Genomic DNA, 23,184 nt, shown 5'->3' on the forward strand with positions numbered 1-23,184 from the left:
CATGATCAAACAAACCGTTTGCGGGCTGCTGCTCGGCGCCGCCCTCACCGGCCAGGTCGGCGCGGCCGACAAGCTGACGCTGGTGCTCGACTGGTACATCAACCCCGATCACGCGCCGATTATGGTGGCCGAGCAGATCGGCGCCTTCAAGGCCGCAGGGCTGGACGTCAAGATCGTGCCGCCGTCCGATCCGGCGCTGCCGCCGCGGCTGGTGGCCGCCAAACAGGCCGACCTCGCCATCACCTATCAGCCGCAGCTGCATTTCTTCGCCGATCAGGGCCTGCCGCTGATGCGCGTCGGCACGCTGATCAATACGCCGCTGAATACGGTGATCGCGCTGGACAAAAACATCACGTCGCCGGCGGATCTCAAGGGCAAAACGGTGGGCTACTCGGTCAGCGGCATCGAACAGGCGACGCTGGCCACCATGGTCGAACACGAGCACCTCAAGCCGCAGGACATCAAGCTCATCAACGTCAACTTCCAGCTGACCAGCGCCCTGCTGGCGGGCCAGGTCGATGCGGTGATCGGCGGCTACCGCAATATCGAAGCGCTGGAGCTGAAGCTGCAGGGCAAAAAACCGGTGGTGTTCAACGTCGAAGACTACGGCGTGCCGGCCTACGACGAGCTGATCATCGTCGCCAACCGCGATGCGGTGAACGAGCCGAAAATCCGCAAATTCCTCGCCGCGCTGAAGCAAGGCAGCGACTACCTGCATGCACACCCGCAGGACACCTGGCTGGCGTTCGCCAAGGCGCACCCGGAGCTGAATACCGAGCTGAACAAACAGGCGTGGCAAGCCAGCCTGCCGCTGTTCGCGCGCGATCCGGCCAAGTTGGATCGGGCCCGCTATGAGGCTTACGAACAGTTCCTGTTCGACAACAAGCTGATCAAGAAAATCACTCCGGTAGACCAGTATGCGGTGGAGCTGAACTGATCACGCCGAGGCGGCCGGCGGCGCCACCGTCACTTCGCCCTGGCCGCTGCGCTGCAAGGCCGCCTTCACCAGCCCGTTGGCCTTGCAGCGTTCGATAAACGCGTTCACGTAGGCGGCGCCCTGCGCTTTTTGCCTCGGCACCGCCATCGCCTGGCGAATGGCGGTGAAATGCCCATCCAGCACCCGGTAGCCGGGATGGGCGGCCGCGGCGGCCAGCAGCGGTTGACGCACGCCGGCCGCCGCCTCCAGCCCACGTTCGAAAAACAGCGCGATCGCCTCGGCGGAAGTAGCCGCCCGCACCAGCTGCGCCTGCTGCAGCGTGCGCGACAAAAACAGATCGTACGCGGCGCCCTGGCCGACCGCGATGCGCACCTCCGGCCTGTCGAGCTGCGCCACCTCAAAGTAAGGCGCGTCGTTCGCCACCAGGTAAGTCCCCTCAATGATCACGTAGGGTTCGCTGAACGCAATTTGCGCCGCGCGCACCGGCTCGATGGCCATAAACGCCAGATTCCAGGCGCCGCTGTCCAGGTCGGCGAACACCTTGCCGGCCGCGTCATAGGTCACCAGCTCCAGCGCCACGTCCAGTTCGCGAGCCAGCGCGGCGGCCAGCTCCACCGAAGCGCCTTGCGGTTTACCGCCGGGCCCGGCCTGCGCCAGCACCGGATTGCCGAGATTGATCGCCGCGCGCAACACGCCTTGCGGGGCCAGATCGTCGAGTACCGCTGCGGAAATCGTCTGCATACTTCCTCCTGAATGGCTGATGGACGCGCCGTCGTGGCGCTCATTAAGCGTAGAGCGAAACCTCCGACCAGCAAGATTTCGCCACCGCGGCCGCCGCCGACGTGATTAACGTCACACTATTGTCATAAAAATGTACAATAGCCGCCGACCGTCGGCCGGAGCGGGACATCGCGCGTTGTTCCGCCGCCGACAATAGGCTATACCCTTCACTTTTCGCGCCGCGGCACGGTCGGCGGCGCAGACCAGGGCAGCAACGTTTTTTTTCCAATCAGACAAGGTTTGGCGGATGGTTCTCGCAGTCGTTTCGTTTGTTCTTTTTTTGGCGTCGATCTTGATTTATCGCACCCGGGCCGCCGCCAACCACTGGTGGTTCGCCATTCTGCTGACGCTGCTCGGCAGCTATCTGGTGCTGAACGTCATTCTGATCGCCAGCAACTACTTCACCGGCGACGGCATCACCGATGCGGTGATCTACACCGTCACCAGCAGCCTCAAAGGCGCGGGCATCAGCAAATACGTGCTGCCGTTCATCGGCCTGCTGGCGGCGCTGGGGCTTATCTTCGCGGTGCTGGCCCGCAGCCTGCTGCGCCGCAAGGCCAAAGGCAGCAGCGTGGCCTACAGCCTCGTCGCCGTGCTGCTGGCGCTGTTCTCGGTCGGCACCACCCCGGCGTTTCAGGACATCTCGCTGCTGGTCAAGAGCCAGATCGTCGGCGATACCGCCGATTTCACCACCTACTACAAGGCGCCGAAAAAGACCGTGCAGGGCAAGCGGCCGAACCTGGTGTACATCTATGCCGAGAGCCTGGAGCGCACCTACTTCGATACCGAGCTGTTTCCCGGCCTGGCCGACGAGCTGAACGCCCTGCGCGCAGACAGCATCGATTTCAGCAACACCCAGCAATTGCCGGGCACCGGTTACACCATCGCCGGCATGGTCGCCTCACAGTGCGGCATTCCGCTGTTCGCACCTTTCGACGGCAACGCCTCCAGCGCGGTCTCCACCTTCTACCCGGAGAACGTCTGCCTGGGCGACGTGCTGAAGGCCGCCGGCTACAGCAACTCTTTCTATCAGGGCGCCGAGCTGGCGTTCGCCGGTAAAGACACCTTCCTGAAATCCCACGGCTTCGACCACGTTTACGGTTTCAAAGAGCTGCGCGAACAGGTCGCCGATCCGAACTACAAAAACGACTGGGGTTGGTACGACGACAGCGTGCTGGACGTGGTGTACGGCAAGTTCGTCGAGCTGTCCAAACAGCGCCAGCCGTTCTCGCTGTTTACCCTGACCGTCGATACCCATCACCCGGACGGTTTTATCTCCGCCGGCTGCAGCAAGAAAAGCTACGCCTGGCAGAACAAGGAAAACCGCTCGCTGAGCGCGGTAGCCTGCAGCCAGCAACACATCGCCGCGCTGATCGACAAAATCAAACGCTCGCCCTATTTCAGCAACACCGTGATCGTGGTGTCCTCCGATCATCTGGCGATGAACAACACCGCCTACGACATCCTGACCAAACAGAAGCGCCGCAACCTGTTCTTTATCATCGACGGCACCCGGCCGCAGGCGGAGCAGCGCAACGAGAAACGCAGCACGCTGGATAACGGCGCCACGGTGCTGGACGTGATGGGCGGTGACAACTATATCGGCCTCGGCCGCAGCAGCCTGTCGGCGCCGTCGCTGTCTACGGTGTTCCTGAATATCGAAGAGAAAATCAACGGCTGGAAACCGGCGGTGATCAATCAGTGGGGCCTGCCGAACCGCATCAGCGACTACAGCGTGGACACGCGCCAGCGCAGCTTCAGCTTCTCCGGCGTCACCTACAAGGTGCCGTTCATTCTGCGGGTGGGCGACAACCGCATCGAACCGATGTTCAACGTCTACCTCTCCACCCCGCTGCGCAAGCAGCTGGCCGGGCTGGGGGCGGGGGAGAAATTCGTCTGGGTCGATAAATGCTACGAGATCGGCCGGGTCTGGGCGCCGCAGCTGGCGCTGAGCACCGACATCTGCGTGGCCTCCGGCACCCTGGCCTCGCCGCCGCAGATCGCGCAGGCCAGCGGCGAACGCTTCAACGGCAAGGTGAACTTTACCGGCCCGGCGGCGGACAGCGTCGCCGATTACCAAAACGCCGTCGCCCGCCTGCAGGTGGACGACGCGGCGATGAAGTACCGGGCGGACGCCATCGAGTTCATGCTGCCCGGCATGCCGGAACAGGTGAAAGCCATTACCGGCGTCTCCGCCGTCGAGGAGTGGGGCCGCTGGTCCGACGCCAACCTGGCGCCGGCGGTCGACATCGATTATGTCGATCCGCTGCCGAAAACCTTCGATCTGGTGCTGCGCGCCCGCGCCTACGGCAACAACGTCGGCGAACCGATTTCGGTGCGCGTCGGCGACGAAGAGCGCTTCGTGTCGCTCGGCGAGCAGGACAGCACCGTCACCCTGCGTTTCGACAACCCGCGTGGCGCGCAGAAGATCAGCATTACCCCGCCGGCACCGACCGAGCCGAAAGAGAGCGCCAGCGGCGGCTTCACGCCGAAGAAGCTGGGCATCGGCCTGGTATCGCTGAAGGTCGAAGCGGCCGCTCCCGCCTCCTGATCCCCCCGCCTTCACGGGCGCGGTAATTTCTTTGCCGTGCCCGTCATTTCGACCAAGCTTTTACGCCCTGCTTCGGCTAACCTGTGACGGTGAAACGCCGCCAATCCCGCCCCAGAGCCGGGACATCGAAGGAGAAAGTATGAGCTATGCCCCACCTCGCAGCGGCCTCAGCGCCGATCAGGCACTCGATCAACTGGAAGCCTTGTATGACGCCGCGGTAGACGCGCTGCGTCAGGCGGTCAGTGACTTTATCAGCCACGGCACCCTGCCGGACCCGCAGGCGCGCGCCGCCGGGCTGTTCGTGTATCCCGAGCTGCGCGTCAGCTGGGACGGGCAGCAGTCCGGCCCGAACAAAACCCGCGCCTTCGGCCGCTTTACCCATCCCGGCAGCTACAGCACCACCGTGACCCGGCCGCAGCTGTTCCGCCACTATCTGGCCGAACAGCTGGCGATGCTGGAACACGACTACGCCGCCCATATCGAAGTGGCGCCGTCGCAGCAGGAGATCCCGTTCCCTTATGTGATCGACGGCTCCAGCCTGGCGCTCGATCGCTCAATGAGCGCCGGTATCGCGCAGCATTTCCCCACCACCGAGCTGGCGCAGATCGGTGACGAGACCGCCGACGGCCTGTATCACACCACCGACAACCATTTCCCGCTGTCGCATTTCGATGCGCTGCGCGCGGATTTCTCGCTGGCGCGTCTGCGGCACTACACCGGCACCCCGGTGGAGCATTTCCAGCCGTTCGTGCTGTTCACCAACTACACCCGCTATGTGGACGAGTTCGTGCGCTGGGCCTGCGCGCAGATCGCCGATCCGGCCAGCCCGTACATCGCGCTCTCCAGCGCCGGCGGTACCTACATCACGCCGGAAACCAGCGCGCCCGAACAGGCGGTGTCCGATCTGGCGTGGAAAAACCACCAGATGCCGGCCTATCACCTGATCTCGCGCACCGGCCAAGGGATCACGCTGATCAACATCGGCGTCGGCCCGTCCAACGCCAAAACCATCTGCGATCACCTGGCGGTGCTGCGCCCGAGCGCCTGGCTGATGATCGGCCACTGCGGCGGCCTGCGCGAAAGCCAGAAGATCGGCGATTACGTGCTGGCCCACGCCTATCTGCGCGACGATCACGTGCTGGATGCGGTGCTGCCGCCGGATATCCCGATCCCGAGCATCGCCGAGGTGCAGCGCGCCCTGTACGACGCCACCAAGATGGTCAGCGGCAAGCCCGGTGAAGAGGTCAAACAGCGTTTGCGCACCGGCACCGTGGTCACCACCGACGATCGCAACTGGGAGCTGCGTTACTCCGCTTCGGCGCGCCGCTTCAACCTCAGCCGCGCGGTGGCGGTCGACATGGAGAGCGCCACCATCGCCGCTCAGGGTTACCGCTTCCGGGTGCCGTACGGCACGCTGCTGTGCGTCTCCGACAAACCGCTGCACGGTGAAATAAAACTGCCGGGCCAGGCCAACCGCTTCTATGAAGGGGCAATCTCCGAGCACCTGCAGATCGGCATCTGCGCCATCGATCTGTTGCGCGCCGAGGGCGATCGCCTGCACTCGCGCAAGCTGCGCACCTTCAACGAACCGCCGTTCCGATAACGGTGCTCAGGCCCGCTGCGGCGGGCCGTTTTTTCCTCAACGCACCAGCGCCAGCGCGCGCTTCTCCTGGCTGCGGCCGCCGGCGATCGACAGCAGCAGGTCTTTCACCAGCAGCGCCGGGGCGGACAGCGACTGTTGGCCCGACATGCACAGCGACAGCGGCACCGACATCGTCGGCGCATTGATGCGCGCCATCCAGGCCTTGGCCGGGCCGATCATCGCGCGCGCCACCGACTCCGGCAATACGGTCGCCCCCAACCCGCCGGCGATCGCGGCGCTCAGCGCGCCCGAGGATTCGATCTCCCCCACCACGTTGACAGCCAGCTTGCGCAGCGCCATCGCCTCCTCCAGTTGGTTGCGCACCGCATCACCCTCGCGCGGCAGGAACAGGTTCAGCCGCGCCACGTCCAGCAGCTCGACGCTGTTGCCGGGATGCGGCACCGCGCGCGTCGCCACCAGATAGAGATCCTCTCGCATCAGCGCTACGGTGTGCAGACCGGCGGGCATTTTGGCGCCGTAGACCATCGCCATGTCCAGCGTCTGGTTGGCCACCTGTCCGGCCAGCGCCGCGCCGCTGTTTTCATGCAGGCTGAGCAAAATGCCCGGCTGCTGATCGCGCAGGGTTTGCAGCAGCGGCAGCGCCAGCTGCGCTGCGGTGCTCCCCGACGCCAACCCGAGAGACACCTGGCCGCTCATCGCCTGCCCGGCGCTGTTGACCGCGCTCTGCGCCTGCTCGCACTGGCGCAAAATGGTTTGCGCGTGGGCATACAGAATGTTGCCGGCCTCGGTCGGCTGCACCCCGCGCTTGGTGCGGATCAGCAGCTGTTGCTTCAGCTCCCCCTCCAGCGTCGCCAACTGCTGGCTGAGCGCCGGCTGGGCGATATGCAACACCTCCGCCGCCTGGGTCAGGCTGCCGACATCGACGATTTTCACGAAGTACTTCAGACGTCTGAGATTCATAGTGCCTCCAGCGAGCCGCTAAATTGAGAATGCCGAAATCCGGTCATGCAACCGCAGCAAGATCCAGGCCAGAGTCGTCAAAAGGCCAAAAACGGCGGCAAATGGCCGATTATCGGGCGAGACGCGCCACAACGCAGGGCACGCGTTGCACCACCGGCAGGCAACGGCGCCGCCTCAGCGGGCAATCCGGCGGCGCTGCGCGTGAGATAAGCGATAAAAGCGAGAAAAAGCAGCAGGTTGGGCAATCTTACAGCAAACGCGCGCGCCGGGCGTTTTCGCGCTTTACAAGCCGCAACCGCCCCGCTATTATTCGCCCCGTTCACACGATTCCTCTGTAGTTCAGTCGGTAGAACGGCGGACTGTTAATCCGTATGTCACTGGTTCGAGTCCAGTCAGAGGAGCCATATTTAGAGAAGCCCGCTCAGGGAAACCCGAGCGGGCTTTTTGCCTTTCAGCCGCCGTCAAAAGCTGCGCTTCGCCACCAGATAGGCGCCCGCCACCAGCAACAAGGCGCCGAACAGCGCCGGCAGATTCTCGCGCAGCGCCGCCGGGCCGGCGCGGTAGACGTCCACCAACAGCCCCATGCACAGCTGGCTGGCGACCAGGATCGAGATGGTGGCCGCCGCGCCCAGTTTTTGGTAGCCCAGGATGCCGGCGAACACGAACAGCGATCCCAGCAGCCCTGGCAACAGCATCCACCATTTGGCGGCGCCGGTCACTTCCGCCACCGCGCCGAGGCCATTTTTGGCCAGCAGCAACCCCACCAGCAGCAGCAAACCGACGCTGGAGTTGATCACCAGCGTAATGAGGATGGTCGAGACGCTTTCGGTGATGCGCACCATCAGCAGATTCTGCACCACCAGCCCCATCCCCGCCGCGATCAGCAGTAACAGCATATTCATCGCCCTGTCTCCCGGGATCAGCGCGCGGGCGGCGTCGCCCGTTCGTCGAGCCTCAGCTGCAGGAACGTCAGATCCAGCCATTGGCCGAATTTAGCGCCCACCTGTTCCATGCGCCCCACGTCGCGGAAACCCAGCGCCAGATGCAGCTTAATCGAGGCCCGATTGCCGGATTCGATGCCGGCCACCATCACATGTTTGCCGATTTCCCGCGCCCGTGCGATCAGCGCCAGCAGCAGCGCCTTGCCAATCCCTGCGCCGCGATGCGCCTGATGGACATACACCGAATGTTCCACGGTGTGGCGATAACCGTCCCAGGCGCGCCAGTCGCCGAACGACGCATAGCCGATCGCTTCGTCCTCGGCGTTCACCGCCACCAGCACCGGGTAACCCGCCGCCTGCCGTTCGCCGATCCACGCCGCGCGGTTGGCCGCATCCACGGTTTGTTCATTCCAGATGGCGGTGCTGTTCAACACCGCGTCGTTATAGATAGCGGCAATCGCCGCGCTATCGTTGAACGTCGCATTTCGTATAATCATGGTTTACCCCGGCCAATTGTCCACTATAATACTACGATATGAATATTAAATTAGACAATCTAAATCAGCTGATCGGCGCACGCATTCGCATTGAACGCGAGGCGCGCCACTGGTCGCTGTCCGATCTGGCCGAACGGGCGGGCGTCTCACGGGCGATGGTTCATAAGATCGAACGCGGCGAGAGCAGCCCGACGGCGATGCTGTTGGGCAGACTGGCGGGCGCGTTCGGCCTCAGCATGTCCAAGCTGATCGCCCGAGCGGAAACGCAGGAAGGCCGGCTGCTGCGCCGGGAAGATCAACCTATCTGGGTCGATCCTGAGAGCGGTTACGTGCGGCGCCACGTGTCGCCCCGCACCGATTTGCCGCTCGATCTGGTGCGCATCGAACTGCCGGCCGGCGCGGCGATCCCGATGCCGGCTTCGGTGTACGCCTTCAAACGTCAGCTGATCTGGGTCTTATCCGGCGCACTGGTCTTTATCGAGGGTGACGCGCGCCATGAGATGGCCGAGGGAGACTGCCTTGAGCTCGGCCCGCCGGCGGACTGCCGATTTGAAAATCAGAGCGACCAACCGTGCGTGTATATGGTGGCGGTGCTGAGCGCCGCCTGACGTCCGTCTGTCCTAACCCTGCGCCGGGCGGTTATAGCCGGCGCGGAAAAACTTCTCCGCCAACCGGCTGTCGCCGCCGGAGAAGAACTCGCTCATCGGCTCGCTGCCAAGCCCATAGGCGCGGCTGAGCTGCCCGGCCTCGAACGCCGCCCGGTTCTCGTCGCCGCAGCGCTGCGCCAAATGGTGCGCATAGCCGAGCACGAAACCGCGCTTGTAGTCGGAGCAAAAGCGCGACAGCTCCGCCTCCGGTTTCAGGTTGTCCGCTTTTAATCCCGCCAACAGCCCTTTGCCAAAATGATCCCCCATCGGTTCCTCCTTATCACGCAATCGCTATATAACAAAATATACAGCGAATGGGCGAACGCGAACATACTCCCAAAGTTTTACTCGCCGCATAAAAAAGGCCCGCCAAGCGGGCCTCGGCGAGAAGGCGCGATCACAGCGTGAAATTCAGCCCTTCGCTGACGGTGTTGCCCAGCGGCAGGCGGCCCGACGGCGCTTCTTTCTCCTGCAGGAAATCCGGCAGGCGGGATTTGTCGCCCGGTTTGCCGATCGCCACCATGGCGTGCACCGCATAGTCGTCCGGCAGCTGCAGCGCCGCCTTAATCTTGTCGTGGTGAATGCCGCTCATGCAGTGGGTCAGCCAGCCTTTCAGGTGCGCCTGATGCGCCAGGTTGGCCCAGGCGGCACCGGTGTCGAACGCGTGGGTCGGGTTGTCCACCAGCCGCTCGCCGTTCAGGCTGGTGGTTTTGGAGACGATCACCACCAGCGCCGAAGCGTGTTGCGCCCAGCCGCGGTTGAAATCGATCAGGAACTCCAGGTAGTTCTCCCAGCTGTCGGAGCCGTGCTTGCTGTAGGCAAAGCGCCACGGCTGAATGTTGTAGGCCGAAGGCGACCAGCGCGCCGCTTCAAAGAAGCTCAGCAGCGTTTGATCGTCGATGGCGTCGTTGGTCATCGCGCGCGGCGACCAGCGCTCGATAAATTGCGCATCAATCGGGTAATCGGAGATTCTTGGCTGGCTCATGATAGGTTCTCGCAGTGAAGTAAAAACAAAAGTTCGCTGATATTCCCACAGCTTAGGACGGTAAAACTTTTATTTCGTGCCATTGTCCTGCGGCAATTCCTGCTGCAGCCAGGCCAGAAACGCCCTGACCGGCGGATGCCGCTCGCGCCCCGGCGCGCACAGCACGCTGTATGCGGCGCCCGGTACGCGCACCTCCGGCCGGTACGCCGCCAGCAGGCCGTTGTCCACCATCTCGGACACCATCACCGAGCTGGCGAGCACCCAGCCTTGCCCGGCCACCGCCGCCTGCAGGGCGTAATGCTCCTCGTGATAGCTGCGCATCGCCGCATGGCGCCACCACCAATCGACCCCGGCGGCCCGGCACCAGTCATGCCAGCCGCTGTCGTACAGCGCCGAATCCCCCCACTTGACGGTGATCAGCACCGGATTTTCCGGCTCGGCGGCGGCCAGCCCCGGCGCGGCGTAGACGCCAAAGCTTTCCTCCAGCCGCGCCGCCTGATGCAGCGCGGGATAGTGCGCGCGGCTGTAGCGCACCGCTACGTCCACGCTGGCGTCTTGCTGCAGATCGATCACCTCGGCGCAGGCCTCCAGGCGCACCAGATAGTGCGGATACGCCTGATAGAAGCGCCCCAAACGCGGCACCAGCCACAGCGCCGCGAACGAGTGCGTCACCGAAACGCACAGCGATCCTGCGCTGGGCTGCGGCCGCAGGCCTTCGAGCGTGGCGGCGACGTCCAGCAGCGCGCCGTGCACCCCGGCAAACAGCGTTTCCCCCTTCGGTGTCAGCCGCACGCCGCGCGGCACCCGCTCGAACAGCGCAAACCCCAACTGCTGCTCCAGCGCTTTGATCTGGTGTGATATCGCCGTCGGCGTCACCGCCAGTTCGGCCGCCGCCAGCTTGAAGCTGCGCAGGCGAGCGGCGGATTCGAAGGTGCGTAATGCGTTGACGGGCAGCGTAGCGAACATGGCGAAGCCTCTCCAGGTGAGTTGAATTCATCCTGGCAGAAAAGCCGTCATTTGTCGCCCGCCGGGGTTTGTTTCTAGAGTAAGGCTGAATTCATTTCACACAGAGGAATATGACATGAATGCAACTCATCAACCCAAGCGTTTGGCGGTGCTGGTCGGCAGCCCGCGCCGCGACGGCAACAGCGCCACGCTGGCACAGGCGATCATGGCGGGCGCCGCCGAAGCCGGCACCGTCGCCAGCCTGCATTTTCTCGACGATTACCTGAGCGGTTTTCTGAGCGATGAGCGCCACGCGCCGCCGCCGGCCGATCGCTACGCCGAGCTGTTCCTGGAGCACTTCCTGCCGGCCGACGGCGCGGTATTTTGCACGCCGATATACTGGTACGGCATGTCGGCGCAAACCAAGGCCTTTTTCGATCGCTCGTTCAGCTTCTATTCCAATGCCTACCCTCAGGCGGCGGACGTGCACCAACGCATGAGCGGCAAGCGCATCGGGCTGGCGGTGGCGTCGGAAGAGACCTACCCCGGCGCGGCGTTGGGCATCGTGCATCAGATCCAGGAGTTCAGCCGTTACACCCATTCCGCCTTCGTTGGGCTGGTGCACGGCGCCGGCAACCAACGCGGCGAGATCGCCCGCGATCCGCGCAACCCGCTGCGGGCCGCCCGCGAGTTGGGGCGCGAGTTCTTCACTCGCCCCTATTCGGATTATCAGATGGACAGCCCGCGCAGCACGCAGGTGTGGGCGGACTGACGCTTGAGCCTGCCGGCAAACCGCACTGTCACCCTCCGGCGGCGATCGCCGCCAGCAGATGACGCGCGACGCTTTCGGCGTGTTCCGCCACCTGCGGCAGCCCCATCAGTTCGCCGAAGCGGCCGCGCGCCGCCGGGCCGGCCACCAGCAGGCGCGGGTTGGCCAGGCCGTCGCCGCCGATCGCCTGGCTGTCGGCATTGACCCACAGCCCCAGCCCCAGCGGATCGGCGCGCAGCGCCCCCTGCTCCGCCAGTGAACGGAGCAAGGGGCTGGCGGCGATCAGGCCGGCATGGGCCGGGCCCGTGGTGATCAGCAGCCGCTGCGCCTGCAGCGCCCGCTCTGCGCCTTGGCGCGGCAGAATCGTCAACCTTACGCCCTGCGGCGTTCGCTCCGCCCGCCGCAAACGAGCGGCCAATACCTGCAGCGTGCCCGCCGCCTGTTGCTCCGCCAGCAGCGTGCTCACCTGCGGCGCAAGGCGATAGCGATGCACGTCCCAATAGGCGCGCAAATGCCGCAGAAAGCGCTGCTGTTCGGTCGGCGTCAACGCTTGCCACAGGCGCTGCCCCTGGGCACGCACCGCGTCCAACACCGCCTGCCACGGCACCCGTTGCCGAGCGGCGCGCGCCACCTCAAGGCGCACCTGCCGCACCCCATCGCGCAGTCCGGCGGACGGGGCAAACGACCATGTCGGGTACTCCCCTTCGGCATTGGGGCGCGGCAGCAGGCCGTGACGAGAGAAGGCGGTAATCGGCCCGCGATGCCCGCGGCGGTGCAACGCCGCCACCGTATCGGCCATCGTCAACCCAGTGCCGACGATCGCCAACGCCTCACCGGGTTCAACTTCGTCCAGCGCCTCCGCCGCCCAGGGATTGGCGATCAGACGCGCATCGCGCGCCAGCTCCGGGGCGATCTGCCGCGGCAGCGCGGGCGGCGGATGGCTGGTCGCCAACACCACATAGTCGCCCCACAGCCGTTCGCCGCCGGCGGTGATGACGGTCGCGCCCTGCGCCTGCGGCTGCAGGTGCAGCGCCCGATCGCGCAGGTGCCGCAAGCGGGCCCGGCCCGACTGCGCCGCCTGATGGAAACGTTCCTCGACATAGCGGCCGAAGGCGCCGCGCTGCGGATAGGCTTTACCGTCGCGCCACAACGCCTGTGGATCGGCCGCCAATCCGCCGCCCAGGCGATACCAGCGGTCAAAATCCCCCGCCGGCTCATCCGCCAGCTGCATCCGATCGGCCGGGACGTTGATGCGGTGGGTCGGTTCAGTGGTCGAGTAGGCCACGCCATAGCCCGGCGCCGCGCGCGGTTCGATCACCGTGACATCCACCGCTCCGCGCGCCAGCTGGATCGCCAGCGCCGCGCCGGTGAAACCGCCGCCGATAACGATAATATGGGCACGCTTCGCCATCAGCCCTCCCGCTGTACCGGGCCGGGACGACGATCGCCGCCGATGGTTTCGCCGAACGGGCCGGTATTGATCGTGCGGGCCGTCTGATGGGCCGGCTGCGCCAGCGGCAACAGCGGCATCACCAGTTCGGCGAAGCGGTGGGCCTCTTCCAGATGCGGATAGCCGGAAAGGATGAAATTGTCGATGCCCAGCGCCTGATACTCGCGTATGCGCGCCGCCACCTGCTGCGGATTGCCCACCAACGCGGTGCCGGCGCCGCCGCGCACCAGGCCGACGCCGGCCCACAGGTTGGGGCCGATGCGCAGACTCTCACGCGAGCCGCCATGCAGCTCGCTCATGCGGCGCTGGCCGGTGGAGTCCATGCGCGCAAAGATCTGCTGCGCCGCCGCGATGGTGTCGTCATCCAGATGCGCGATCAGGCGCTCAGCCGCCGCCCAGGCTTCGTCTTCGGTTTCGCGCACGATAACGTGCAGGCGAATGCCGTAGCTGAGTTTACGTCCCTGCCGCTCGGCGCGCTGGCGCACCGCCGCCAGCTTTTCCGCCACCTGAGCCAGCGGCTCGCCCCAGGTCAGGTAGGTGTCGATCTGCCCGGCGGCGATGTCGAGCGCAGCCGGCGAGGAGCCGCCGAAATAGAGCGGCGGGCCGTTTTCCTGCACCGGCGGGAACAGCAACTCGGCGCCTTCGACGCGAATATGCTTACCGCTGAAATCCACCTTCTCCCCTTGCAGCAGCCGTTGATACACCGTGAGAAATTCCTGTGTCACCTCGTAGCGTTCGGCATGGCTGAGGAAGATGCCATCCCCTTTGTTTTCCACCGGATCGCCGCCGGTCACCACGTTGATCAGCAGGCGCCCGTCCGACAACCGGTCCAGCGTCGCGGCCATGCGCGCCGCCAGGCTCGGCGGCTGCAGGCCGGGGCGCACCGCCACCAGATAGCGCAACCGACGGGTGATCGGCGCCAGCGCCGCCGCCACCAACCAGGAATCCTCGCAGCTTTTACCGGTTGGGATCAGCACGCCGTAATAGCCGAGGTTATCGGCGGCCAGCGCCACTTGCTGCAAGTAAGGCAGGTCTACCGGGCGCCCGCCCTGCGCCGTGCCCAGATAGCGGCCATCGCCGTGGGTCGGCAGAAACCAGAAAACGTTGATGCGTTCTTTCGCTGACTCAGTCATTTATGCTTTTCCTATATAACTATTCTCAATATTTATCGATAGAAAAATCTTGCTTGGTTATAAAACGAAAAGCAGGATGCATGCCACAGTGGCGGATTTTAAAAAGCAATGCATATCAATGTGTTGAAAAGACATCACCGCCCAAGCGCTGCTGCATTGGCAGCAGGCGGCGACGAAAAGCTGTTGCCAATGCAGCACCGTGCGCCTTTTGCCCTCTCGCGGCCGCTCATGGGCTGGGATAAGATTTTTTTCCCCCTTCGCCGTCAGCCAGGAGACGCCCATGTACGATCCCCAACCGTTCGCCGCCGACAAACCGGTGCTGATCGATCCGGCGTCGCTCGCTCTGCAAAGCGTGCTCGATCGGCTGGCCCCCACCGACGCCACCGTACTGATCGTCGGCGAAACCGGCACCGGCAAAGAGGTGGTGGCGCGCTATCTGCACCACCACAGCGCGCGCCGCCATCGCCCTTTTTTGGCGGTCAACTGCGGCGCGCTGACGGAAAGCCTGGCGGAAGCCGAATTGTTCGGCCATGAGAAAGGCGCCTTCACCGGCGCCGTCGGCACCCATCAGGGCTGGTTCGAAGCAGCGGAAGGCGGCACCCTGCTGCTGGACGAGATCGGCGAACTCAACCTGTCGCTGCAGGTCAAGCTGCTGCGCGTGTTGCAGGAACGGGAAATCACCCGCGTCGGTTCGCGCAAACCGCTGAAGATCGATGTGCGGGTCATCGCCGCCACCCACGTCGATCTGGCCGGCGCAATCCGCCAACGACGCTTCCGCGAAGATCTCTATTACCGGCTGAACGTCGCGGCGGTGACCTTACCCCCGTTGCGCCAGCGGCCGGAGGACATTCCGGCGCTGACCAGACACTTTCTTGCGCTGTACGCCCGCCGGCTGGGACGGCCGCCGCTGCAGTTGACGGTGGAGGCGCAGCAGGCGCTGCTGGACTACCCCTGGCCCGGCAACGTGCGCGAGCTGGAGAACACGCTGCATAATGCGGTCTTGCTGAGCCAGGAGGGGCCGATCGCCCCGCAGCAACTGCGGCTCACGCAACGCCTGACGGATCACGGCGGCGGCGGTGACGACGCCATCGATCGCTTCGTGCAGCAGCAGTTGCAAGGCGACGGTACCCAGCTCTACCAACGGGTGCTGGATGCGCTGGTGCGCAACGCCTTCGAACGCAGCGGCGGCAACCAGCTTCAGGCGGCGGCCTTGCTCGGCGTCAGCCGCAATACCCTGCGCACCCATTTGGCGCATCTTGGCCTGATCAAACCGCGCCGCCACAGCGCCCGCGCGCCCGCACATTCGCCGGCCATCAGCGCAGCGCCGCTGCCCGAACGCGAACTGCGCATCGGCTATCAAAAATTTGGCAACCTCGGCGTGCTCAAGGCGCGGCAAAGCCTGGAACAGCACTTCGCCGCACAGCGCATCAGCGTACTGTGGAGCGAGTTTCCCGCCGGGCCGCAGCTGCTGCACGCGCTCGACGGCGATGAGATAGACTTCGGCACCACCGGCGAAGTGCCGCCGATCTTCGCGCAGGCGCAGGGCAACGCGCTGGTGTATGTCGGGTTTGAGCCGCCGGCGCCGCAAAGCGTGGCGATGGTGGTGCCGCAAGACAGCCCGATACGCAGCGCCGCCGATCTGCGCGGCAAACGCATCGCGCTCAACAAAGGCTCCAACGTGCACTATTTATTGCTGCAGATGTTGGACGAACAGGGACTGATGTTGAACGATGTGCGCATCGTCTATGCGCCGCCGAAGTATCCGCTGTCGGCGACCGACCTGCAGGCGGTGGACGCCTGGATGATGTGGGATCCGCTGCTCAGCGACGCGCAGCGCAGCGGGGAACTGCGCGTGATCGCCGACGGCACCCAACGGGTGCTCAATCAGCAATTCTATCTGGCGCGCCGCGAGTTCGCCGAGCGCTCGGGCGATCTGTTGCAGCCACTGATGCAAGCATTGCAGCACACCGGCCGCTACATTGCCGCGCAGCCGAAAGAAGCCGCTCGTCACCTTTCCGACGAACTGGGGCTGGCGAGCGCCTCGCTGGAACTCGCGCTGTCGCGCCGCAGCCACGAGATCCGCGCCATGGATTTGCAGGTGATCCGCCAGCAGCAAAGCATCGCCGACCGCTTCTACGCCCTGGGGCTGTTGCCCAAAGCGATCGCCGTGCGCGAGGCGGTTTGGCCGCTGGGATCTTAGCCTGGCTTCGGGGGGCGCAGCATCGGCCGCCCTTTTTCCTCTGCGCACAAACTCATACCGCCGTCGGAGCCGGGCGGTAATGCCAATGCCGCAAAGACATTTTTAGGTAAAATATACCGCCGATGTCAGTGCTAGTATTAATTCGCTATCATTTTATGTGCACTTTCAATTAACGTTACCCTGTTATTTTCGCATTCGCCGGTCGTCACGACCGGCTTTTTTATTTCCCCGCCTCCCCTGCCAAAAATATCGTTTTTTGGTAAAAAAAAGCGCGCCAGGTAGGATTACATAGCAACTGCATGGCCTTATTTCCCGTGTAGGGCCGTGCATCTCAGAGAGATTGTCGATGTTTCATTGGCCGGCGTTAATCGCCGGCTTTTTTTATCTTCATTTCATGACGCCTGCGCGTCGCAGGCCCCACGACTTATTGCCAAAGAGAATGCGCGCATGCCGAGTCCATTGTTCCGTGAGATAACACTTTTCGGTAAAGACAAATCCTCAACGCGCGCTATTATTTAATTGTAGTGTTGTCATACCTATTGAATACCCCATGCTTACCGACCCTCGCGGTCGGTTTTTTTTCTTCTTCACCAACCGTTCCGTTGGCGGAAACAGGCTTATGGGGCGTTGACGGGAGGGCGCCATCAAAATATCGATGGCATAACCCAAGCTTTCCGTTGTGATCAGGCAACCTTCTGCCGCGCGCGATAAACAGAGCTCATTTTATCGGGATGAAATACCACATGCTGACGTTTTCCTTTTCACCTGGGCAGTGATCGTGAATTTTAAAGATTACGCTTTGCGTGATGAAGATATCCAGGGAAGCCAACACCCCCTCATAGAGTGATAGGATGAACTCGTTTTCGCTCATCTTTTTTTCATTGCGTCTGATCGCAATGTACTTTGCCGATGCGTTGTACAGGCTACAGGTTATTGGATTCTTTACGTTTACCTTCATCTGCCCCCGGCTGATTACCGGCGAAAGCAGTTGCACGATCCTTTTATTCTCGTAATACTCATGCAAATTCAAGTACACGATGCTGCTGGGGAAAGGCTCTTTATCGAAGCCAATAATCGGTTGATAATTGAGAAAAGGCCAATCGCGCAGGGTTCTGAATGTTCTTGGCGGGCAACCGAATTGATTTGAAAACGCACGGCTAAATGATTGCTGAGAACTAAATCCGGAGAGCAACGCGATTTCATAGATCTTCATATCGGTACATTTCAGCAATAACGTCGCGCGGCTTAGTCTGCGCTTTCTGATATAAGTCCCTATCTTCATCCCTTCATACAAATAGAACATCCGCTGTAAATGCCCGATGGAATACCCTGACTTAATGGATAGCGCCCTTATTGATACATGGCTTTGTGTATCAATGGCTTTTTCAATGATAGCGATTATCTCATCTAAAATATTGCGTCTGAACTTGTTAGAACAATCCATAGTAAAGCCTGTCATCTTGCTATTTTTATTATTGAATGCATCTCTCTTCTTGCGGAACCAAAAGCTGTCCGGCTTGCTTTCTTTCGAAGAATGGCATTCCCATATCCGTTTAAATATATCCACGCATCACGTTGCACAAAAATCATTTCCAGGGCGAAAGATGCCGATTCCCCTCTCGCACAAGATGAGATTCACAAAGAAGTCGTGTGGAAAAACGCTGATAAACCACGGACGCCAAGACAGAAAACGCTCAGCGTTTATTCTGCCTCAAAAAACGCAGGCCACAGCCAGAAGATAAATAGCAAACGCTATTTTTCGTGAAAATACCCCCCTCATACGCCTCCCTGAATGTCATTATCCTTGATACCCCCTTGGATTAACCATTATTTAATTGCGCAATCCCCTGTCTGGCCTATTTGCCGCTTAACCACCCACTCTTAAACATAGAATAGTTAATTATTTCGATTCGAAAAGATGTTACTGTCAATAAATTGACAGCCATATAGAGTTTTTATCTATCAATGAGCAAAAAATGTGCTCCCACCACCTTGACTCATTCATATAAATTTATAAAAATCAATAAATTAATATACTTAAAATGTATCCCTGCACTTTCTCCTTCTTCGCCATACGCTGCTATTTGGTAAATGACACTTTTAAGTACATTTTTTTTAATTTACCGCGTTAATATTGCAAGCGTTCTATACTCAGGATATTGCCTAAAAGATCGGATGAATTGGGGGCTTATCGCTGAATACCGATAACGCGTTATTTTACCCAACGCAACCATTAGGCAGATAACTAAAAGGGAGCTCCTGCATGTTTATAACCAAAGTCATTGAGGAGCTGCTCGCCTGGGTGGAAGAAAGTGGGTTCAATGAGAAGCTCACCGTTGAGATGCTGTCAGAAAAAAGCGGATATTCACGCGGGCATATCCAAAAAGCGTTTAAAGATGAAACAGGGATGACTTTCGGGAGCTATGTGAGGGGCAGAAAACTCATTCGCGCCGCATTTATGTTGAAAGCGACGAACCTCTCTATTTCCGATATCGTTAAAGCGCTGAACTTTCAGTCATATCAATCCTTTGAACGGGCGTTTCGCAAGCAATTCAGAACCTCGCCGATGCAGTATCGCAAAAGTAAATCGTGGGACGTGTCCTCCGCCATCCCATTGCTGTTTCTCGACGGCATTCCCGAGCATCGCTATGTGCACCTGCCAAAATTTTTCGACGATTCTGGGGATGGCGTTGATGCAGAGATAGATCACTTCCATCCTGCGGTTTCCGCGCTGCGATTGGCGGCAATTGATAACATGAAAAAAACGGACAGCGGCGTGATTAACTTTTTCAATTTTGGCGCGAGCATCAAGAAAGAGAATTACGTCAGCATCTATTTGAAGACCCTCTATATTTCTGAAGAAGACTGTCTTGGCAGCGTGCTTGCCTCTCTGGCCGACGCCCAGGGAAAAAAAGACATGCAACTTTATGCAGAGTTCTGTTTTGACGGCGCAAGCGATGAGGCGCAAAAATTCACGCAAAGCATCTACACCAAATCATTCCCGATAAATAAAGTTGGCATGATCGATCGCTTTCTCATTGAAATTATCACCCCCAAAGACGGCGATAGAATAGAGATGAAGACCTATATCCCCATTGTCTTCCCGATCAAACACAGAGAGAAAGAGGTAGCGCCAGGGCCAGAGCGGTAACCCTGTCACTATCGGCGTTGCTATTTATTAAAAAGGGTAATTATTTATATTAGACAATAAAGAGTTATGATGAATTCACACACAAAACCACTCATTACCCACTCGCTGCAAAGCGCCAACTTTAAGACTTATCTAATTGGAAAACACGTCAATATCGCCCTGAAGATCGCGCCAAGATGAGTTCTTATCGTCCCCACAAGGAATCACCGCTTATCCGTTAAGCGTTGACTTCGATATGACTTACATACCAAAACCTTAAATATCAACGTGTTACCCACATTTGCTTTTTGTGCGGCCGATTGGATAACTTATTGTTTTTATTATATTTGTGCTAAATACCCCGCCTGAGCGCAACCGGCATTTTTCGCTTTATCCCGCCCGCACGCTTGTAGACATCCCCAGGTAGTGACGATATTTTATTTCCACGAGACTTATTTTTACGGGTGCTATCAATATGCCTTAAACAAGAATAAAGCGCGTCAGGAAAATAGAATTATGAGTATTCAAGTATGGTCTAAAAACCTAAAAAAACACTATCCTAATGTTAATGTTGAAAAAGTCACCGTCGGCGAACGCGGGAAAGGTTATATTGTCTATGTCGATGGGGAAAGAATGGCATTGAATCATTTTTTTCGCCGCTTCTATCGACACCGGCTTGATAAAGAATGATGTTTCACCCTGAACTCAACGCAGGGTAAACCTCTACGCAACCTCGTGATTAAAAGCAATTCCGCATTCATCATCACTCTAAATAATTAGTCCAGAGAGGCTCTTTCATTCAATGCGCTTATCACTGCAATAAAATATCGGGTTGCCCAGCGCACCCAAAACCGTATCTCTGCGAGACGGTTACAACCCGGTATTAAATAAAAATGTTGATGGTTATTTTTATCGCGCGCGTTCTGTCATCGCCCAATAAAAACCCCTTATCTTGGTCTGGCGACTGATCCAAGCCGCAATGGCCACTGTTGAAATGGATATCAAAACGACAACTCAATGCCCCTAAAGCGTTAAAGAATAAAAAGTCTCAAGGCGGGACATGCCTTGCCTTTCGCGCCGGCATTTTCACGCGTTGGCAGCGATGGGATGGTGATCCAATGTGGATTTAAAAGTCAAAGGAAAACATATGATTAGAACATCGTTTGGTAAGAGAGCCGCAATAATCACGTTCTTTTGCTTGCTGGTTTTTTCTGGCGTCGCGTTAACCGTGGGGGGAATTTGGCTGATCGCCCTCGGCGGATCGTTCTACTATGCCATTACCGGGATAGGCTACATCGCCGCCGCAGTGCTGGTCCTCAAGCGCAGCAAATCGGCTTGTTACTTAACCGGCCTGCTGTTTTTGATGACGGTGCTGTGGGCGCTTTGGGAATCGGGGCTTAACTACTGGGCATTGTTCCCTCGCCTGCTGGTGCCCGCCGGCCTCTCTATTATCGCCGCGTTTTTACTTCCCTCGTACCTGCACGGCGCCAAGAGTCAAAAGCAGGCTTACATCGCCGGTTCGGCATTATCCGTGGCCTTTGTCGCTTTCTTTATCGGCGCCTTCTTTCCCCATGGCGAAATTACCCCTGCTGGCGACGTGACGTTTATCGAGAGCAAAAGCGACAATGCGCCTGCCGATTGGAGCGCCTATGGCCGCACGACGGAAGGAACGCGCTACGCGCCGTTCAATCAGGTGAACCGTTCAACCGTCAAAGATCTGAAACTCGCCTGGGTGTATCGCACCGGCGATTTCCGGCCGGGCGTGGACCAAAACACCCCGCTCGCGATTGATGATGTGGTGTATAGCTGCACGCCCAACGGTCTTATCACCGCTATCGATGCCGATACGGGTAAAGCGCGCTGGAAATTTGACTCGCATTCCACCTCCCCCGTTTGGCAACGCTGCCGCGGGCTTGGCTACTACAAAAATGAGGATGTTGTGCCAGGCGCTCTGTGCGAGAAAACGATCGTTCACACCACGATCGATGCCCGCCTCATTGCGCTGGATGCCAAAACGGGCCAGAAATGCCCTGCCTTCGGTCAAAACGGTGAGGTGAATCTCGGCCAGCATATGGGGGAAGTCAAACCGGGTTATTACTTCCAAACCTCGGCGCCGACCATCGCCAGAGGGAAGATTATCGTCGGCGGCTGGGTTATCGATAACGTAATGAAAGGCGAGCCTTCCGGCGTCATCAGGGCGTTCGACGCCAAAACCGGCGAGTTGGACTGGGCGTGGGACTTAGGCAATCCGGGCATCACCAAGGCTCCGCCGGCCGGAAGCACCTATACGCGCGGCACGCCGAATATGTGGACCACCGCCGCCTATGACGACAAATTAGGCTTGTTGTATGCGCCGCTTGGCAATGCAACGCCCGACTATTACGGCATGAATCGCCCGGAAAATTCGGATGAGTACAACTCTGCCCTGGTCGCCATTGATATTGAAACAGGCCGTGAGCGCTGGAAATTCCAAACCACGCATCACGACATTTGGGATTATGACCTCGCGTCCCAACCCGCGCTGGTAGACGGTTTTGATGAGCAACATCGCCCGGTGCCCGCCCTTTTGCTCGGCACCAAACGCGGGCAGATTTTCTACCTGAACCGGGAGACCGGCAAACCGCTGGCGCAGGTTGAAGAGAAAGCCGTGCCGACCCAAGGCGCCGCAGAGGAAGAGCGCCTCTCGCCAACCCAGCCGTTCTCCGTCGGCATGCCGACCATTGGCGCCGAACGCCTGACCGAAGAAAAAATGTGGGGCACCACCCTGTTTGACCAGATGGCCTGCCGCATCCTGTTCAAACAGATGAATTACCAGGGCGACATGACCCCGATCGGCACCCGCCCAACGCTCGAGCAGCCCGGCAATTTAGGCGGACTCAACTGGGGGAGCATGTCGATTGATCCTGTGAACCATATGGCTTACATGAACGATGTGCGCATCCCGAATGTATTTTGGTTAGTGGCGCGCGACAGCTATGAACGCGTCGCGAAGCAGTACCCGCAAAAAGTGATCGATGGCCACGGGCCTTCCCCCATGATCGGCACGCCATACGGCATGATCACGTTGATGTGGATGTCGCCGCTCGAAGTGCCTTGCAACCAACCCCCTTACGGCACGATCACCGCCGTCGATTACAAAAATAAAAAGATCGCCTGGCAGATACCGGCCGGCACCGCCGAAAAAATGGGGCCGCTGGGCATCAGATCGCACCTGCCGATGCCGGTTGGCATGCCCACCTACGCGGGCACCATGACGACCGCCGGCGGCCTGGTCTTCTTCGCCGGCTTCCAGGACTATTATCTGCGCGCCTACAACAGCAGCACCGGCAAAGAAGTCTGGAAATATGCGCTGCCGGTCGGCGCGAGCGCGACGCCGATGAGCTACGTTTCGCCTAAAACCGGCAAGCAATACATTGTTATTGTGGTCGGCGGCGCCGCGCATTCGTCAGAAACCGGCGATTACGTGATGGCGTTTGCGCTGCCTTAACCCTTTGCCCTTTTGCCTGCGCCATCACACAGGCAAGCGGGGCGAAGACCGGCCTTGCTCAACTGCGCTTTCTTTATCGACAGCGGCCGCCGTGGCCGCTGTTCAGCCTTGGCCGACGAGCCGCCTGAGGGGCGGCATGCAGAAAACCGTTTGATAACGGCGAGAAAAA

The 23,184-nt window shown here is 60.2% G+C and carries 20 protein-coding genes and 1 tRNA gene; 10 read left to right on the forward strand and 11 right to left on the reverse strand.

Features of this window, described 5'->3' with window-relative positions:
* The first annotated feature begins 1 nt into the window (after position 1).
* Complete coding sequence (locus ACSBQS_RS11895; protein WP_042784967.1) at positions 2-937, forward strand: ABC transporter substrate-binding protein; 936 nt, start codon at positions 2-4, stop codon at positions 935-937.
* Here the strand turns inward: ACSBQS_RS11895 and ACSBQS_RS11900 are convergent, their stop codons facing one another.
* Positions 938-1,678 (reverse strand): transporter substrate-binding domain-containing protein, encoded by a 741-nt coding sequence (locus tag ACSBQS_RS11900; RefSeq protein WP_046687403.1) that lies wholly within the window; start codon positions 1,676-1,678, stop codon positions 938-940. It abuts the gene before it with no gap.
* A gap of 286 nt (positions 1,679-1,964) precedes the next feature.
* Here ACSBQS_RS11900 and opgB point away from each other — a divergent pair, with 286 nt between their 5' ends.
* Together opgB and ACSBQS_RS11910 are read left to right on the forward strand one after the other, a co-directional pair.
* Complete coding sequence (gene opgB, locus ACSBQS_RS11905) at positions 1,965-4,268, forward strand: phosphatidylglycerol--membrane-oligosaccharide glycerophosphotransferase (RefSeq protein ID WP_434990604.1); 2,304 nt, start codon at positions 1,965-1,967, stop codon at positions 4,266-4,268.
* Between the two features lie 139 nt (positions 4,269-4,407).
* Positions 4,408-5,871 carry an AMP nucleosidase gene (locus ACSBQS_RS11910; protein ID WP_434990606.1) on the forward strand — a complete coding sequence of 488 codons (1,464 nt, stop codon included), beginning with the start codon at positions 4,408-4,410 and terminating at the stop codon, positions 5,869-5,871.
* Between the two features lie 36 nt (positions 5,872-5,907).
* Here ACSBQS_RS11910 and nac read toward each other — a convergent pair whose 3' ends face one another.
* Positions 5,908-6,831 (reverse strand): nitrogen assimilation transcriptional regulator NAC, encoded by a 924-nt coding sequence (nac, locus tag ACSBQS_RS11915; RefSeq protein WP_033643686.1) that lies wholly within the window; start codon positions 6,829-6,831, stop codon positions 5,908-5,910.
* Between the two features lie 328 nt (positions 6,832-7,159).
* Between nac and ACSBQS_RS11920 the strand changes: the two genes are divergently transcribed.
* Positions 7,160-7,235, forward strand: a tRNA-Asn gene (locus ACSBQS_RS11920).
* A gap of 57 nt (positions 7,236-7,292) precedes the next feature.
* Here ACSBQS_RS11920 and ACSBQS_RS11925 read toward each other — a convergent pair.
* Both ACSBQS_RS11925 and ACSBQS_RS11930 read right to left on the reverse strand, forming a co-directional pair.
* A complete protein-coding gene (locus ACSBQS_RS11925) occupies positions 7,293-7,733 on the reverse strand; it encodes a DMT family transporter (protein WP_033651828.1) in 441 nt (146 codons plus the stop codon).
* A gap of 17 nt (positions 7,734-7,750) precedes the next feature.
* A complete protein-coding gene (locus ACSBQS_RS11930; protein ID WP_033651829.1) occupies positions 7,751-8,269 on the reverse strand; it encodes a GNAT family N-acetyltransferase in 519 nt (172 codons plus the stop codon).
* Positions 8,270-8,307: 38 nt separating this feature from the next.
* On the opposite strand from ACSBQS_RS11930, the gene ACSBQS_RS11935 reads away from it, so the two are divergent.
* The gene (locus ACSBQS_RS11935) at positions 8,308-8,877 is read left to right on the forward strand and encodes a helix-turn-helix domain-containing protein (protein ID WP_033651830.1); all 570 of its coding nucleotides are present in this window, start codon (positions 8,308-8,310) and stop codon (positions 8,875-8,877) included.
* 12 nt (positions 8,878-8,889) lie between these two features.
* Here ACSBQS_RS11935 and ACSBQS_RS11940 read toward each other — a convergent pair whose 3' ends face one another.
* The 3 genes from ACSBQS_RS11940 to ACSBQS_RS11950 form a co-directional block, all read right to left on the reverse strand.
* Positions 8,890-9,183: a DUF2623 family protein gene (locus tag ACSBQS_RS11940; protein WP_033643690.1), complete on the reverse strand. Its 294-nt coding sequence runs from the start codon at positions 9,181-9,183 to the stop codon at positions 8,890-8,892.
* Positions 9,184-9,313: 130 nt separating this feature from the next.
* Positions 9,314-9,901, reverse strand: coding sequence for a nitroreductase family protein (locus ACSBQS_RS11945; protein ID WP_033643691.1), 588 nt, complete (start codon positions 9,899-9,901; stop codon positions 9,314-9,316).
* A gap of 69 nt (positions 9,902-9,970) precedes the next feature.
* The gene (locus tag ACSBQS_RS11950; RefSeq protein WP_197666004.1) at positions 9,971-10,867 is read right to left on the reverse strand and encodes a LysR substrate-binding domain-containing protein; all 897 of its coding nucleotides are present in this window, start codon (positions 10,865-10,867) and stop codon (positions 9,971-9,973) included.
* A gap of 115 nt (positions 10,868-10,982) precedes the next feature.
* Between ACSBQS_RS11950 and ACSBQS_RS11955 the strand changes: the two genes are divergently transcribed.
* Positions 10,983-11,618 (forward strand): flavodoxin family protein, encoded by a 636-nt coding sequence (locus tag ACSBQS_RS11955; RefSeq protein ID WP_164106648.1) that lies wholly within the window; start codon positions 10,983-10,985, stop codon positions 11,616-11,618.
* Positions 11,619-11,646: 28 nt separating this feature from the next.
* Here ACSBQS_RS11955 and ACSBQS_RS11960 read toward each other — a convergent pair whose 3' ends face one another.
* Genes ACSBQS_RS11960 through ACSBQS_RS11970 form a run of 3 tightly spaced genes read right to left on the reverse strand, consistent with a single transcriptional unit; the run spans position 11,647 to position 14,480 of the window.
* Positions 11,647-13,026: an FAD/NAD(P)-binding protein gene (locus tag ACSBQS_RS11960; RefSeq protein ID WP_197666003.1), complete on the reverse strand. Its 1,380-nt coding sequence runs from the start codon at positions 13,024-13,026 to the stop codon at positions 11,647-11,649.
* Positions 13,026-14,198, reverse strand: coding sequence for an FMNH2-dependent alkanesulfonate monooxygenase (ssuD, locus tag ACSBQS_RS11965; protein WP_197666002.1), 1,173 nt, complete (start codon positions 14,196-14,198; stop codon positions 13,026-13,028). The genes ACSBQS_RS11960 and ssuD overlap by 1 nt, the downstream gene beginning before the upstream one ends.
* A gap of 57 nt (positions 14,199-14,255) precedes the next feature.
* A complete protein-coding gene (locus tag ACSBQS_RS11970) occupies positions 14,256-14,480 on the reverse strand; it encodes a hypothetical protein (protein WP_197666001.1) in 225 nt (74 codons plus the stop codon).
* On the opposite strand from ACSBQS_RS11970, the gene ACSBQS_RS11975 reads away from it, so the two are divergent.
* Positions 14,479-16,398: a sigma-54-dependent Fis family transcriptional regulator gene (locus ACSBQS_RS11975; RefSeq protein ID WP_353440247.1), complete on the forward strand. Its 1,920-nt coding sequence runs from the start codon at positions 14,479-14,481 to the stop codon at positions 16,396-16,398. The genes ACSBQS_RS11970 and ACSBQS_RS11975 overlap by 2 nt on opposite strands.
* Before the next feature lie 718 nt (positions 16,399-17,116).
* Here the strand turns inward: ACSBQS_RS11975 and ACSBQS_RS11980 are convergent.
* The gene (locus ACSBQS_RS11980) at positions 17,117-17,965 is read right to left on the reverse strand and encodes a helix-turn-helix domain-containing protein (RefSeq protein ID WP_332107738.1); all 849 of its coding nucleotides are present in this window, start codon (positions 17,963-17,965) and stop codon (positions 17,117-17,119) included.
* Between the two features lie 696 nt (positions 17,966-18,661).
* On the opposite strand from ACSBQS_RS11980, the gene ACSBQS_RS11985 reads away from it, so the two are divergent.
* The 3 genes from ACSBQS_RS11985 (at position 18,662) to ACSBQS_RS11995 (ending at position 23,015) form a co-directional block, all read left to right on the forward strand.
* A complete protein-coding gene (locus ACSBQS_RS11985) occupies positions 18,662-19,549 on the forward strand; it encodes a helix-turn-helix domain-containing protein (RefSeq protein ID WP_172756168.1) in 888 nt (295 codons plus the stop codon).
* A 495-nt stretch (positions 19,550-20,044) separates the two neighbouring features.
* A complete protein-coding gene (locus ACSBQS_RS11990) occupies positions 20,045-20,218 on the forward strand; it encodes a hypothetical protein (protein ID WP_154219870.1) in 174 nt (57 codons plus the stop codon).
* A 457-nt stretch (positions 20,219-20,675) separates the two neighbouring features.
* Entirely contained in the window at positions 20,676-23,015 is a 2,340-nt protein-coding gene (locus ACSBQS_RS11995; RefSeq protein ID WP_353440249.1) for a membrane-bound PQQ-dependent dehydrogenase, glucose/quinate/shikimate family, read from the forward strand.
* Positions 23,016-23,184 lie beyond the last annotated feature (169 nt).

The sequence above is a fragment of the Serratia sp. H402Y genome (genome assembly GCF_051172415.1).
Classification (GTDB): Bacteria; Pseudomonadota; Gammaproteobacteria; order Enterobacterales; family Enterobacteriaceae; genus Serratia; species Serratia ureilytica.

What these genes read in the sequence shown, in the direction of transcription:
- ACSBQS_RS11895 (WP_042784967.1), top strand. Translation starts at nt 2, where the DNA reads ATGATCAAACAAACCGTTTGCGGGCTGCTGCTCGGCGCCGCCCTCACC.
- ACSBQS_RS11900 (WP_046687403.1), bottom strand. Translation starts at nt 1,678, where the DNA reads ATGCAGACGATTTCCGCAGCGGTACTCGACGATCTGGCCCCGCAAGGC.
- opgB (WP_434990604.1), top strand. Translation starts at nt 1,965, where the DNA reads ATGGTTCTCGCAGTCGTTTCGTTTGTTCTTTTTTTGGCGTCGATCTTG.
- ACSBQS_RS11910 (WP_434990606.1), top strand. Translation starts at nt 4,408, where the DNA reads ATGAGCTATGCCCCACCTCGCAGCGGCCTCAGCGCCGATCAGGCACTC.
- nac (WP_033643686.1), bottom strand. Translation starts at nt 6,831, where the DNA reads ATGAATCTCAGACGTCTGAAGTACTTCGTGAAAATCGTCGATGTCGGC.
- ACSBQS_RS11925 (WP_033651828.1), bottom strand. Translation starts at nt 7,733, where the DNA reads ATGAATATGCTGTTACTGCTGATCGCGGCGGGGATGGGGCTGGTGGTG.
- ACSBQS_RS11930 (WP_033651829.1), bottom strand. Translation starts at nt 8,269, where the DNA reads ATGATTATACGAAATGCGACGTTCAACGATAGCGCGGCGATTGCCGCT.
- ACSBQS_RS11935 (WP_033651830.1), top strand. Translation starts at nt 8,308, where the DNA reads ATGAATATTAAATTAGACAATCTAAATCAGCTGATCGGCGCACGCATT.
- ACSBQS_RS11940 (WP_033643690.1), bottom strand. Translation starts at nt 9,183, where the DNA reads ATGGGGGATCATTTTGGCAAAGGGCTGTTGGCGGGATTAAAAGCGGAC.
- ACSBQS_RS11945 (WP_033643691.1), bottom strand. Translation starts at nt 9,901, where the DNA reads ATGAGCCAGCCAAGAATCTCCGATTACCCGATTGATGCGCAATTTATC.
- ACSBQS_RS11950 (WP_197666004.1), bottom strand. Translation starts at nt 10,867, where the DNA reads ATGTTCGCTACGCTGCCCGTCAACGCATTACGCACCTTCGAATCCGCC.
- ACSBQS_RS11955 (WP_164106648.1), top strand. Translation starts at nt 10,983, where the DNA reads ATGAATGCAACTCATCAACCCAAGCGTTTGGCGGTGCTGGTCGGCAGC.
- ACSBQS_RS11960 (WP_197666003.1), bottom strand. Translation starts at nt 13,026, where the DNA reads ATGGCGAAGCGTGCCCATATTATCGTTATCGGCGGCGGTTTCACCGGC.
- ssuD (WP_197666002.1), bottom strand. Translation starts at nt 14,198, where the DNA reads ATGACTGAGTCAGCGAAAGAACGCATCAACGTTTTCTGGTTTCTGCCG.
- ACSBQS_RS11975 (WP_353440247.1), top strand. Translation starts at nt 14,479, where the DNA reads ATGTACGATCCCCAACCGTTCGCCGCCGACAAACCGGTGCTGATCGAT.
- ACSBQS_RS11970 (WP_197666001.1), bottom strand. Translation starts at nt 14,480, where the DNA reads ATGGGCGTCTCCTGGCTGACGGCGAAGGGGGAAAAAAATCTTATCCCA.
- ACSBQS_RS11985 (WP_172756168.1), top strand. Translation starts at nt 18,662, where the DNA reads ATGTTTATAACCAAAGTCATTGAGGAGCTGCTCGCCTGGGTGGAAGAA.
- ACSBQS_RS11990 (WP_154219870.1), top strand. Translation starts at nt 20,045, where the DNA reads ATGAGTATTCAAGTATGGTCTAAAAACCTAAAAAAACACTATCCTAAT.
- ACSBQS_RS11995 (WP_353440249.1), top strand. Translation starts at nt 20,676, where the DNA reads ATGATTAGAACATCGTTTGGTAAGAGAGCCGCAATAATCACGTTCTTT.